General features: G+C 70.9%; 12 protein-coding genes. 5 read left to right on the forward strand and 7 right to left on the reverse strand.

Translation table 11 applies throughout. From position 1 onward, the window contains the following. Nucleotides 1-61: 61 nt before the first annotated feature. Both metK and FVA80_RS21930 read right to left on the reverse strand, forming a co-directional pair. Nucleotides 62-1,240 (reverse strand): methionine adenosyltransferase, encoded by a 1,179-nt coding sequence (gene metK, locus FVA80_RS21925; protein ID WP_147909404.1) that lies wholly within the window; start codon nt 1,238-1,240, stop codon nt 62-64. Between the two features lie 168 nt (nt 1,241-1,408). Further along, nucleotides 1,409-1,819, reverse strand: coding sequence for a helix-turn-helix transcriptional regulator (locus FVA80_RS21930; protein ID WP_147909408.1), 411 nt, complete (start codon nt 1,817-1,819; stop codon nt 1,409-1,411). Nucleotides 1,820-2,401: 582 nt separating this feature from the next. Here FVA80_RS21930 and FVA80_RS31510 point away from each other — a divergent pair. The 4 genes from FVA80_RS31510 (at nt 2,402) to FVA80_RS21945 (ending at nt 5,659) form a co-directional block, all read left to right on the forward strand. Next, entirely contained in the window at nt 2,402-2,680 is a 279-nt protein-coding gene (locus FVA80_RS31510; protein WP_246692076.1) for a hypothetical protein, read from the forward strand. A 327-nt stretch (nt 2,681-3,007) separates the two neighbouring features. Beyond that, nucleotides 3,008-3,301, forward strand: coding sequence for a hypothetical protein (locus tag FVA80_RS31515; RefSeq protein WP_246692077.1), 294 nt, complete (start codon nt 3,008-3,010; stop codon nt 3,299-3,301). 97 nt (nt 3,302-3,398) lie between these two features. Then, nucleotides 3,399-4,811, forward strand: coding sequence for a M48 family metalloprotease (locus FVA80_RS21940; RefSeq protein ID WP_246692445.1), 1,413 nt, complete (start codon nt 3,399-3,401; stop codon nt 4,809-4,811). Between the two features lie 167 nt (nt 4,812-4,978). Further along, nucleotides 4,979-5,659, forward strand: a complete 681-nt coding sequence (locus tag FVA80_RS21945; RefSeq protein ID WP_147910574.1) for a glutathione S-transferase family protein — start codon at nt 4,979-4,981, stop codon at nt 5,657-5,659. 9 nt (nt 5,660-5,668) lie between these two features. On the opposite strand, the gene FVA80_RS30690 is transcribed toward FVA80_RS21945, so the two are convergent. The 4 genes from FVA80_RS30690 to FVA80_RS21960 form a co-directional block, all read right to left on the reverse strand. Continuing rightward, complete coding sequence (locus tag FVA80_RS30690) at nt 5,669-5,824, reverse strand: hypothetical protein (RefSeq protein WP_187193465.1); 156 nt, start codon at nt 5,822-5,824, stop codon at nt 5,669-5,671. Nucleotides 5,825-6,129: 305 nt separating this feature from the next. Next, on the reverse strand, nt 6,130-8,382 hold the full coding sequence (locus FVA80_RS21950; RefSeq protein ID WP_147910573.1) for a xanthine dehydrogenase family protein molybdopterin-binding subunit: 2,253 nt from the start codon (nt 8,380-8,382) through the stop codon (nt 6,130-6,132). 10 nt (nt 8,383-8,392) lie between these two features. After that, nucleotides 8,393-9,400, reverse strand: a complete 1,008-nt coding sequence (locus tag FVA80_RS21955) for a xanthine dehydrogenase family protein subunit M (protein ID WP_147910572.1) — start codon at nt 9,398-9,400, stop codon at nt 8,393-8,395. Further along, nucleotides 9,397-9,921 (reverse strand): (2Fe-2S)-binding protein, encoded by a 525-nt coding sequence (locus FVA80_RS21960; RefSeq protein ID WP_147910571.1) that lies wholly within the window; start codon nt 9,919-9,921, stop codon nt 9,397-9,399. The genes FVA80_RS21955 and FVA80_RS21960 overlap by 4 nt, the downstream gene beginning before the upstream one ends. A 257-nt stretch (nt 9,922-10,178) precedes the next feature. Between FVA80_RS21960 and FVA80_RS21965 the strand changes: the two genes are divergently transcribed. Continuing rightward, a complete protein-coding gene (locus FVA80_RS21965; RefSeq protein WP_147910570.1) occupies nt 10,179-11,564 on the forward strand; it encodes a M20/M25/M40 family metallo-hydrolase in 1,386 nt (461 codons plus the stop codon). Here the strand turns inward: FVA80_RS21965 and FVA80_RS21970 are convergent. Continuing rightward, entirely contained in the window at nt 11,555-12,280 is a 726-nt protein-coding gene (locus FVA80_RS21970; RefSeq protein ID WP_147910569.1) for a ParA family protein, read from the reverse strand. The two genes, FVA80_RS21965 and FVA80_RS21970, sit on opposite strands and share 10 nt — an antisense overlap. Between the last annotated feature and the right edge of the window lie 99 nt (nt 12,281-12,379).

The raw sequence follows: 12,379 nt of genomic DNA on the forward strand, positions 1-12,379 counted from the left end.
CGCCGTCCCGGATGGAGGACGACGCGCTGGCGGGTGGTTCGGCGCTGGAGCGCGGGCTGCCTTATGACAGCGCCGACTTCAGCTTCTGAGCGAGGTCGGTGCGCTCCCAGGAGAAGCCGCCATCCGCCTCGGGGGCGCGGCCGAAATGGCCGTAGGCCGCGGTGCGGGCGTAGATCGGCTTGTTCAGGCCGAGCGCCGTGCGGATGCCGCGGGGCGACAGGTCCATGGCGTCCATCAGGACGGATTCGAGCTTGGCCTCGTCGACCTGGCCGGTGCCGTGCAGGTCGACGTAGATCGACAGCGGCTTGGAGACGCCGATCGCGTAGGCGAGCTGGATCGTGGCGCGCCGCGCCAGCCCGGCCGCGACCACGTTCTTGGCGAGGTAGCGGGCCGCGTAGGCCGCCGAGCGGTCGACCTTGGTCGGATCCTTGCCCGAGAAGGCGCCGCCGCCGTGCGGAGCCGCGCCGCCGTAGGTGTCGACGATGATCTTGCGGCCGGTGAGGCCGCAATCGCCGTCCGGGCCGCCAATCACGAACTTGCCGGTCGGGTTGACGTGCCAGACGGTGCCCTCGTTGACCCAGCCCTGCGGCAGGGCCGCCCGGATGTAGGGCTCGACGATGGCGCGCACGTCGGCCGAGTCCAGGGACTCGTCGAGATGCTGGGTGGAGAGCACGATCTGAGTCGCCTCGACCGGGCGGCCGTTCTCGTAGCGGACCGTGACCTGGCTCTTGGCGTCGGGCCCGAGCTTGGCGGCATCGCCCTCACCCTTCTTGCGGGCGTCGGCGAGGTCCTTGAGGATCTTGTGGGCGTAGAACAGCGGCGCCGGCATCAGCTCCGGGGTCTCGTCGGCGGCGTAGCCGAACATGATGCCCTGGTCGCCCGCGCCCTCGTCCTTGTTGCCAGCCGCGTCGACGCCCTGGGCGATGTCGGCGGACTGGGCGTGGAGGTAGATCGCGACCTCGTTGTGCTTCCAGTGGAAGCCGTCCTGCTCGTAGCCGATGTCCTTCACGGCCTGGCGGGTCAGCTCCTCGAGGTTCTCGAAGGTCACCGAATCCGGGCCGCGCACCTCGCCCGCGATGACGACGCGGTTCGTGGTCGTCATGGTCTCGACCCCGAGCCGGGCCTCCGGCATCGCCGCGATGTAGGCGTCCACCACCGTATCGGAGATGCGGTCGCTGACCTTGTCGGGATGGCCCTCGGAGACCGACTCACTGGTGAACAGGTAGTTGGAACGCGGCATCTGGACGGATCCCGATCACGGGTACGCCGTCGCGATCGCGGCGTTCGACCCTTATGGGGTCGGGGTTCTCGCACCCGGTCGGAGGACGGTCAAGGCGGATCGCCGAACAGATCCGCTATAACGCACGAAACGGGTGAAAAAACGCCCGTCCGCGGCGCGCCTCAGCAATCAGCCGTTGAGCTTATTGTCCAGCGCGCGGATCGCGGCGGCGACGTCCCGGCGGGCTTCCTCGGTGAAATGCTCGGTGATGTGACGCCCGACGATCTCGGCCAGGCCCTGCAGGCCGCCGCCCTCGCTCAAGGGGGCCTGCTCCGGCTCCGCGAAGCCCGGCGCCGTGAAGTCGTCGTTCCGCGGCATGCCCTTGAAGAAGTAATCCATCGGCACCCCGGTCATCCGGGAGAAGATATCGAGATGGACGGCGCTGATCCGGTTGGTGCCCTTCTCGTACTTCTGCAACTGTGCTGCCGACATCCCGAAACTCTGCGCGACGCGGCGCTGCGTCAGCGACGCCTTCCGGCGCTGCTCGGCGATGCGTTGACCGACATACACGTCGCGCTGATCGGTTTTCTGACCCGCCATGTAGAACTTGCCTACCCCTGCCGCGAATTTCGGGCGGCGAAGCTTAACCGCATCGCGAGTCCGTGTCACCGGCGGGCCATCATCGCGGTAAACGTTTCCGCGCAGCGCCGGACACACGTCCGCGACCTGGATTCTGGTGTCCCCGGCAGGGCTCGAACCTGCGACCCCAGGTTTCATACCACTTCGGCTTTCGCCGCCGCGCCCCCGAAGAGCCGCGTTCGTGGCCTGGACTATCCCTTCACCGTGGGCCGGCGCTCGCGCCCGGCCGTTAGGTGCCGCCCGTCTAGTCTCTACACCTTCCCGCCGACGCGTTCGCGCCGGGCGGGCTTGGCTCGGGATCGGCAGGACGCCGGTGTCCCGGCGCCGGAAGCTTTCCCCGACTTTGAGCGGATCCGTCGCGTGGTTTCCCGGCGCGACGCCCAATTGTGACCGTTTAGGAAACCTGTGCTCTGTCCAGCTGAGCTACGGAGACGACCGCGATTTCCATAGCATCAACGTCCGGACAGGCCAACCGCGCGGTGCGTGCGCCGGCGTTCCGGGGCATGATCGATCCGGGAGCATGGTCGATCCGGGAGGCGGTCGATGATCCGGACGACGGCAGGGTGGCGGCTGTGCCGCGCGGCGGCGCTGGTGCTGGCGGCCTGCGGCCTTGCCGGGCCGGCCGGAGCCGCGGGCTCGGAATCCGGAGACTGCCGCCAGGGACCGGCCCGCTCCGAGACCCTCGACGGGATCGGGTTGCGGGGCGAGATCCGCCTCGGCTCCGGTGCCCGGGCGGTGCTCGATTCCCTGCGCTGGCCGGACGCCCCGGACGCCGCGGAGGCGGCGCGCGCCTGGCTAGACGCCCGGCGGGGCTGCGCCTGATCGTGGTCCTGCGCGGGCCGCCCGACCGCTGGGGCCGGGAGCGGGCCGACATCCAGGTCGCGGATGGCCGAGTCGCGGATGGCCGAGTCGCGGATGGCCGAGTCGTGGATAGCCAAGCCGCGGATGGCGACATCGATCTCGCGGGCGGCCTGATCGGTGCCGGGCTCGCCGTCGCGGACGCGAACGAGCGCGACGGCCTGTGCCGCCCGGCCCTGCGCGCGGTGGAGGCCGGGGCCCGGGACAGCAAGCGCGGCTTGTGGCGCGACCCGGTCCTGTCCCGAGGCCGCGGACGGCCCGGCGCTCCGGGCGCTGGCCGGGCGCTTTGCCGTGGTGGAGGGCCGGATCGGCCATGTCGGCGAGCGCAGCGCCCGCACCTATCTCGACTTCGTGGCCCGCGGCGCGGACGGCCTCACGGTCATGGTACCGAAACGCACTTGGCGAATGATGCGTGCCCGTGGTTTGAGTGCGGCATCGCTCGAAGGCCGGCGCGTGCGGGTCCGCGGCATCCTGGAGGTCTGGCGCGGCCCGACCCTGGAGGCTACCGCCGACGCCATCGAGGTTCTGGGCGAACCGGACCGGCGCGAGGCCGAGCCGGTGGGGGAACGGGAGCTGCGGCGCTGATCGCGATGGGCGGGATCACGGAGCGATTTCGGGTGGCGGGGCAGCGCCTGCGCGGCGTTGTGACGGCCTGTGCCGGCTTGGCGACGGCGTGCGCCGGGTGGCGGTGCTGGCCGCCCTCGGCGCCTGCGTGGCCGACCAGGCCGCCGGCCCGGTGGTGCCGGCCGTAGTCCGGGTGCCCGCCGAGGCCCCGCGCACCACCGGGCGCGAGCGCGCCGCCGACGCGGATCACCTCAAGCTCGTGGCCTCGTTCGGAGGCGAGGTGCGCGCACCCAACGTGATGCGGATGCTCACCGAGATCACGGACCGTCTCGTGAAGGCGAGCGAGCGGCCGGACCAGACCTACGCGGTGACGCTGCTCGATTCGCCCGTGGTCAACGCCTTCGCGCTGCCGAACGGGCGGCTCTACGTCACCCGCGGGCTGGTGGCGCTGGCGAGCGACACCTCCGAGGCGGCGGCCGTGCTCGCCCACGAGATGGCGCACGTGACCCTCAACCACGCGACCGCCCGGAGCGAGTTGGAGCTGCGCTCGGCGCTGGTCAGCCGGGTGGTGGCCGACGTCCTGAACGATCCCGATACCGGCGCGCAGCTGCAGCACCAGTCCCGCTTCGCGCTCGCCCGCTTCTCCCGCGAGCAGGAACTGGAGGCGGACGCCACCGGGGTGCGCACGCTGGCCAAGGCCGGCTACGATCCGTTCGCGGCCGGCCGCTTCCTCACCGCGCTCAACCGCTCCACCGCCCTGAAGGCCGGCGCCGGCCCCGGGGGCGAACCCGACATGCTGGCGACCCACCCGGGCACCGCCGAGCGCATCGCCCAGGTCACCCGGGCGGCGCGCCGGATCGGGGCCCCGGGGATCGGGGCCGACGACCGCGCAGCCTACCTCGCCGCCCTGGACGGGCTTCCGTACGGCGACAACCCGCGCGATGGCGCGGTGCGCGGCCACCGCTTCGTCCATCCGGGGCTCGGCATCGCATTCGACGTGCCGGCGGGGTTCGTCCTGGAGAACACCCGCTCGGCGGTGCTCGGCACGACGCCGGACGGCAACCGGCGCCTGCTGTTCGACCAGATCGAGGCGAAGGACGGCCAGGCCCTCGACGCGGCCCTGAAGGGCAGCTGGAACGACGCGCTCGACCCGGCCGGGTTCGAGACCCGCGAGGTCGGCGGCCACCCGGCGGCCCTGGCGCTGTCGCGGGGCAAGGACTGGACCTTCCGGCTGGCGGCGATCCGGATCGGCGACACCACCGTCCGGATGATCATGGCCGCCAAGGGCGCCACCGACCCGGATCCCGCCTTCCGGCCCTGGATCGCCAGCCTCGCGGCGGTCCCCCCCGAGGAGGCGGTGCTGCGTCCCCTGCGGCTGCAGGTGGTCCAGGCCGGCTCGACCAGCGCGGAGGAGCTCGCCCGCCGCATGGCGGTGCCGGACCGGCCGCTCGACCGGTTCTTGGTCCTCAACGGCCTGGAGCGCGGCGCCGCCCTGGTGCCCGGCCGGAGCTACAAGATCGTGGTGGAATAGCCGCCCCGCATCGCGGCAGCTTGCGCCGGCCTCGCTCCCGGACGACCGTCGCGCGTCCGTCGCGCCGGATCGGGTATCCCGAAGGGGCGAGCGGCGGTTTTGGTTGGCGTCGCCGTGTTCCGAGGGCCGCCGACGGCCGTTCGGGACGCTGCGTCAGGGAGAGCGCCGTGATTCGATTCTTCTACAATCTCAGCCCCAACCCGATGAAGGTCGCCCTCTGCCTGGAGGAGCTGGGCCTGCCCTACGAGCCGGTGCCGGTGGATACGCGCAAGGGCGAGCAGTTCGAACCCGCCTACGCGGCGCTCAACCCGAACGGCAAGGTGCCGACCATCGTCGACGGCGACGTGACGGTGTTCGATTCGAACGCGATCCTGCTCTACCTCTCGGGCAAGACCGGCCGGTTCCTGCCCGAGGGCGAGCCGGATGGGGGCGAGATGCTGTCCTGGCTGATGTTCGTGGCCACCGGCATCGGGCCGTTCTCCGGCCAGTGCGTCCACTTCCGCCACTTCGCCCCCGATGGCGGCGCCTACGCCACCGAGCGCTACGCCTTCGAGGCACGCCGCCACTGGGAGATCCTGAACCAGCGCCTCGCGGACCGCACCTACGTGCTGGGCGAAACCTACACGATCGTCGACATGGCGGTGTGGGGCTGGGCCCGCATGGTGCCGTTCGTGCTGGGCGACGACGCCTTCGCGGGCCTGCCCCACGTCAAGCGGCACCTCGACGCGATCAGCGCCCGCCCGGCCGCCGTGGCCGCACAGGGGCTGAAGGACAGGCACACCTTCAAGGCCGAGATGGACGACACGGCGCGCGGCTTCATGTTCCGCGCGACCAGGCGCGTCGCGTAGCGCGCCGGATCAGGGGCCGGCGAGGGTCACGGAGACCATCGGCAGGGTGACGGCGAAGCCGTCGCCCGGCATCGGCGTGGTGCCGAGCGTCAGGCAGGCGGCGAGGCCGAGACAGAGGGCGAGACCGAGCAGCGAGGTCTCGAAGCCGCGATAGACCGATTCCATGGGAGGTCTCCTTCGCAAGAGACCGGCAGGATGCGCCCGACGGGTAAACGGATCGGTGCGCTGGCGCTCATCCATCGGGGGTCGGAGGCGGCGGGCTCCGCATACCCGTCCCGGCCGAGCCAGCCGATGCCGACGCGCCCGGTCATCGTGGACCAACCTCGGCGGTCCCGGCGAACCGGCGCGGTTCGCGCGAACGTCACGCGTCCGGAGGGCCTGCGACGCTCGCGAGTGGCACGCCGTCCGGCAGGACTCGGAGCGGTTAAAAAAGCAGCCGATGTTTCACGGGAAACATCGGCTGCCCACGGTCACAGCAGCTTGTCGATCGTGATCGGCAGGTCGCGCACGCGCTTGCCGGTGGCGTGGAACACCGCGTTGGTGATCGCCGCCGCGGTGCCGACGATGCCGATCTCGCCCAGCCCCTTGACGCCGAGCGGGTTGGCCTTGTCCTCCTCGTCCACGAAGATCACGTCGATATCCTGGATGTCGGCGTGGACCGGCACGTGATACTCGCCGAGATTGTGGTTCATGAACCGGCCGAGGCGGTGGTCGAGCATCGACTCCTCCTCGAGGGCCGAGCCGATCCCCATCACCACGCCGCCCAGGATCTGGCTGCGCGCGGTCTTGGGGTTGAGGATCTTGCCGGCCGCAATCGCCGACACCACCCGGGTGAGCCGGATCTGGCCCAGCTCCTCGTCGACCTTGACCTCCACGAAGATCGCCGAATGGGTGTAGGCCTGGTAGGTGTCGTTGAAGTCCTTGTCGGGGCCCGCCTCCTCGACCGCCTCGACCTTGTCGATGCCGGCGGCCCGCATCACGTCGACCATCGAGACGCTGCGGCCGGGATCGCCCGCCACCGAGATGCGGCCGTCCGAGAACACGGCGCGGTCGAAGTCGACATTGGCGAGCGGCGAGTTCTCCAGCCCGCGGGCCAGCTTGAACACCTGCTCGCCGACGTTGCGGCAGGCCTTCATCACGGCGGTGCCGGAGGAGGCCGCCGTCCAGGAGCCGCCAGCGACCGGCGCCTCGGGCAGGCGCGTGTCGCCGAGCTTGGTGGTGACCGATTCCATGGGCAGGCCCAGGGTGTCGGCGGCGATCTGGGTCAGGATCGTGTAGGTGCCGGTGCCGATGTCGCCGGTGGAGTTGCCCACCGTCAGCCGGCCGTCGGCGGTCAGGGTCGCGATGGCGTTCGACTGCATCATCATCGATTCCCAGACGCCCGTGGCGACGCCCCAGCCGACGAGTTCGCGGCCCTCGCGCATGGAGCGCGGCTCCGGGCTGCGCCTGGACCAGCCGAAGCGCTCGGCGCCTTGCGTGAAGCAGGCCTTCAGCTCCTTCGAGCCGAACGGCTTGCCCTCGGCGGTGGCGTCCGAGACCGCGTAGTTCTTCAACCGCAACGCGATCGGGTCCATCCCGGTCGCGTAGGCGAGCTCGTCCATGGCGGTCTCGATGGCGAAGACGCCCGCGACGGCGCCGGGCGCGCGCATGTCGCCCGGGGTGGCGGTGTCGAGCTTCGCGATCCGATAGGTCAGGGCGACGTTATCGCAGCGGTAGAGCACGCCCGACCAGTTGACGACGACCTCCTGGTAATCCTCGAAGTGCGACGTGCCCTGCACGGCATCGTGCCGGAGCGCCGTCAGGGTGCCGTCGCGCTCGGCGCCGAGGGAGACGGTCTGCAGCGCCTCGCTCCGGTAGGTGAAGGACCACATCTGGTCGCGGGTCAGGGTCACCCGGACCGAGCGCTTCAACTCCTGGGCGGCCAGCATCGCCAGGAAGGCCTGGTATTGCGGGCGCAGGCCCGAGCCGAAGCCGCCGCCGAGATAGGGGTTGAGCACCCGGACCTGATCGGGCTTCAGGCCGAACACGTTGGCGAGATACTGGTGGCTGTTCGAGACGCCCTGGATCTTGTCGTAGACCGTGTAGGTCCCGTCCTCTTCGACCACCACCGTGGTGGCGTGCGGCTCCATCGGGTTGTGGTGCTCGTTGGCGAGCGTGTAGCCGCCCTGCACGCGGATCGGCGCGCGGCCGAACGCCTGGTCGGCGTCGCCCCACGGCTCCGGCGGCGGCTTGATGCCCTCGCGCTTGTAGGGCGGCTCGTAGGCGTCGCCGCGCGCGGCCGTGATGTCGGTGACGGGCTCCTGGGCCTCGTAGCGGACCTGGATCAGCGAGGCCGCGTAGCGGGCGGTCTCGAAATCCTCGGCCACCACCAGGGCGACCGGCTGCCCGCTGAACACGATCAGGTCGTCGTAGAGGGCGCGGAACGGCGAGCCGGGGGGCGCCACCGCATCCTGGAAGTTCTTGTCGCGCCAGGCGGTGCGCGGCCGGTTCTCGTGGGTGATCACCTTGAGGACGCCCGGCACCGCCTCGGCCTCGGCGGAGTCGATCGCCACGATCCGGCCCTTGGCGATGGCGCTCGACACGACCGTGCCGTAGGCGAGGTCCGGGGCGGCGAACTCGCCGGCGTATTTGGCGAGGCCGGTGACCTTGGCGGGTCCGTCGATGCGGCTGCGCGGGCTGCCGACGAAGGTGTCGCGGCCGGTGGAGCTGAAGGTCTGGGTCATCTGCGGGTGCCTACTGGATGCGCTTGTCGCTGAGCGACTGGGGCGTGCCGGCAGCGGCCTGTTCGAGGCCGCGCACGATGGCCCGCCGGGCGAGTTCGATCTTGAAGCCGTTGGCCGATTGCGGCTTGGCCTCGGAGACGATGAGGTCGGCCGCCTGCTGGAAGCTCTCGCGGGTGGCGGGTTTGCCCTCGAGCAGGGCCTCGGCCTCGCGGTTGCGCCAGGGCTTGTGGGCGACGCCGCCGAGCGCCAGCCGGGCGGTCTTGATCGTGTCGCCGTCGAGTTCGACGCCCGCCGCCACGGAGACCAGCGCGAAGGCGTAGGACAGCCGGTCGCGCAGCTTCAGGTAGGTGTAGTGCTGCGGGAACTTGCTGGCGGGCAGGTCGACCGAGACGACGATCTCGCCGGGGGTGAGGTTGGTGTCGATCTCCGGGCTATCGCCGGGCAGCCGGTGGAAGTCCGCGAACGGGATCGTACGCTCGCCCTGCGGCCCGCTGACCCGGACCGTCGCCTCGAGCGCCGCGAGGGCGACGCACATGTCGGACGGGTGGGTGGCGATGCAGGATTCGCTGGCCCCGAAGATCGCGTGGATGCGGTTGACGCCGCCGATCGCCGGGCAGCCGGAGCCGGGCTCGCGCTTGTTGCAGGGCGTGGCCGTGTCGTAAAAATAGTAGCAGCGGGTCCGCTGCAGCAGGTTGCCGCCCGTGGAGGCGGCGTTGCGCAGCTGCGCCGAGGCGCCGGCCAGGATGGCGTTGCGCAGCAGCGGATACTGCGCCGTGACCCGCTCGTCGTAGGCCACCTTGGCGTTGGTCGCGAGCGCGCCGAGCCGCAGGCCGTTTTCGTGGGCCTCGATAGCGTCCAGCGGCAGCCGGGTGATGTCGATCAGCCGGCCCGGCTTCTCGACGTCGTACTTCATCAGGTCGATCAGGTTGGTGCCGCCCGCGATGAACCGCGCGCCCGCCCCGTAGGCCTGGACCGCCTCCGCCACCGTGCCGGCGCGGACATAATCGAAGCGGTTCATCGGCCGGCTCCCTGCATCACGTCCTCGATGGCGTCGACGATGTTGGTGTAGGCGCCGCAGCGGCAGAGATTGCCGCTCATCGCCTCGCGGATTTCCTCACGCGACGTCGCATGGCCCTCGTTCATCATCCCGACCGAGGAGCAAAGCTGGCCGGGGGTGCAGTAGCCGCACTGGAAGGCGTCGTGCTCGATGAACGCCTCCTGGATCGGGTGCAGCGCGTTGCTGCCGCCGCGGTCGCCGAGCCCGGCGAGACCCTCGACCGTGGTGATCTCGGCGCCGTCCTTCATCACCGCCAGCGTCAGGCAGGCATTCACCCGGGTGCCGTTGACCAGCACCGTGCAGGCGCCGCACTGGCCATGGTCGCAGCCCTTCTTGGTGCCGGTGAGGTCGAGTTTCTCGCGCAGCAGATCGAGAAGGGTGGTCCAGGGCGCGACCTGGAGTTCCCGGCGCTGCCCGTTGATCGTCAGGGTGATGTCGAGGCCGGTATCGGCCCGCACCGGCGGACTGTGTTCGAGAAGCATGCTGTCGTCCACGATCTGGGCCGGCCGCGGGGCCGGGCGGGAAACGGATCGGTCAGGGCGGCAACGGGCGGCGGCGGGCAAGTGCTGCCAGGATGCCGCCAGAATGCCGAGTCGCCGGTCCTGTCGATAACCATTCCAATCTGCTCCCGTTCCGCCGACGAACGGTCTCAGTCTCGGGCGATCCAGGCGTTGCGGCGCCCGCCTCGCCTCGGGTAACCCTCGACGGGCAGAGTCCCCGCCGCACCCCGGAGCCCCCGATGGCCGCGCTCGACGCGATCCTCAACGACATCGACACGGACCTGGAGAACGCCCTCGAGCGGCTGTTCGCCTTCCTGCGCATCCCGTCGATCTCGACCGACCCCGCCTATGCCGGCGATTGCCGCGCCGCCGCCGCGTGGCTCGCCCAGGACCTCACGGCGCTCGGCTTCGAGACCTCCGTGGAGGACACCTCGCTGCACCCGGTGGTGCTCGCGACCAAGCCGAAGCCCGGTGCGCCGCACGTGCTGTTCTACGGCCATTACGACGTGCAGCCGGTCGATCCGCTCGACCTGTGGAAGACGCCGCCCTTCGAGCCGCACATCGCGAACGACGGCCAGGGCGGGAAGAAGATCGTCGGGCGCGGCGCCTCCGACGACAAGGGTCAGGTCATGACCTTCGTGGAGGCGTGCCGGGCCTACATCGCCATGAGCGGCGAGCTGCCCTGCGGCGTCACGATCCTGATCGAGGGGGCGGAAGAAAGCGGCTCGCAAGGGCTTCCCGAATGGGTCGCCCAGAATCGCGAGAAGCTCGGCTGCGACGTGGTGCTGGTCTGCGACACCGGCATGTGGGACCGGTCCACGCCGGCGATCACCTCGTCGCTCCGCGGGCTCGCGTATTTCGAGGTGAAGGTCACCTGCGCCGACCGCGACCTGCATTCGGGCTTCTTCGGCGGGGCCGCGCGCAACCCGATCCACGTGCTCGCCAAGATCATCGCGGACCTGCACGATTCCGATGGGCGGGTGACGATCCCGGGCTTCTACGACGGCGTGCACGAGCGGCCGCCCGAGGTGCTGGAGCAGTGGCGCGGCCTCGGCCTGACGCCCGAGGCCCTGCTCGGGCCGATCGGCCTGAAGGAGCCGGCCGGGGAGCGCGGGCGGATGCCGATCGAGCTGGTGCAGTCGCGCCCGTCCTGCGACGCCAACGGCATCATCGGCGGTTATACCGGCGAGGGCACCAAGACCGTGATCGCCTCGACCGCCTCGGCCAAGATCTCGTTCCGCCTCGTGGACGACCAGGATCCGAAGGTTCTGGCCGAACGGTTCGAGGCCTTCGTGCGTGCGCGGGTGCCGGCGGACTGCACGGTCGAGGTCATCACCTACAAGGGCTCGCGGGCGATCAGCCTGCCCTTCGACATGCCGCAGCTCGGGGCCGCCAAGGCGGCGCTGGCCGAGGAATGGGGCGTGCCGGCCGTGACCGTGGGGGCCGGCGGCTCGATCCCGATCGTCGGCGACTTCAAGCGGCTGCTCGATCGCGACACGCTGCTGATCGGCTTCGGCCTGGACGACGACCGGATCCACTCGCCCAACGAGAAGTACGACCTGACGAGCTTCCACAAGGGCACGCGCTCCTGGGCGCGGATCCTCGCGGCGCTCGCTCAAGGCTGAGCACGGGGGCCGGGCGCCTGCATCTTGGCGTCGATCCAGGCCCACAGGGCCCGGATCTCCTCGGCGGCGGGGCTCGCGGGGGCGTATTCCGTGACGCCGAGCCCGGTCGCCAGGGCGTCCTGATGGTCGACCCGGTGGATGATGCCGGGCTCGGCCAGCACGCCCAGCGCCCGCAACTGCGCGGCATAGGCGCTGGTGCGGGGCGAGGGCGGCGGCGGGCACTGGTTCAGCACCAGGGCGAACCGGCCGCGCAGGCCGAGCGCCATCAGGGCCTGGAGCGTCGGGCGCGCGGCCACGATGTCGAGGCGCGAGGGCCGCACCGGCATCAGCACGAAATCCGCGCCCTTCAGGGCCGGCGCCAGCCCGGCCGCGCTGCCGGCGGTGTCGAGGACCACGAGGGTGGTGCCCTGCTGGGCGAGGATGTCCAGGATCTCCGGGAGCTGGGCGATCTCCCAGGGCTGGATCCGGTCGACTGCGACGGCGTCGCTGTCGCGCAGCGCTCCCCAGCCGGCCAGCGAGCCCTGCGGATCGAGATCGAGGGCGGTCACGCGCTCACCCGCCTGCGCCGCCGCGACGGCCAGAGAGGCCGCCAGCGTGGTCTTGCCGGTGCCGCCCTTCTGCACCGCCACCGCGAGGATGCGCGGCTGGGCGCTCCGGCGCGGTGCGGTCTCCGATCCCTGTAGGGAGCCTGGGGAATCGATGACTGTCGGATCCATTCCCGGGGGGTCCATTCCTTGGGGATCCATTCCTTGGGGATCCATGCGTCTCCTGCCTGTCGATCTCGGGCCCGGTCCCCGCGACGATCGTCGCAGCGC

It is taken from the genome of Methylobacterium sp. WL1 (genome assembly GCF_008000895.1).
Lineage (GTDB): Bacteria > Pseudomonadota > Alphaproteobacteria > Rhizobiales > Beijerinckiaceae > Methylobacterium.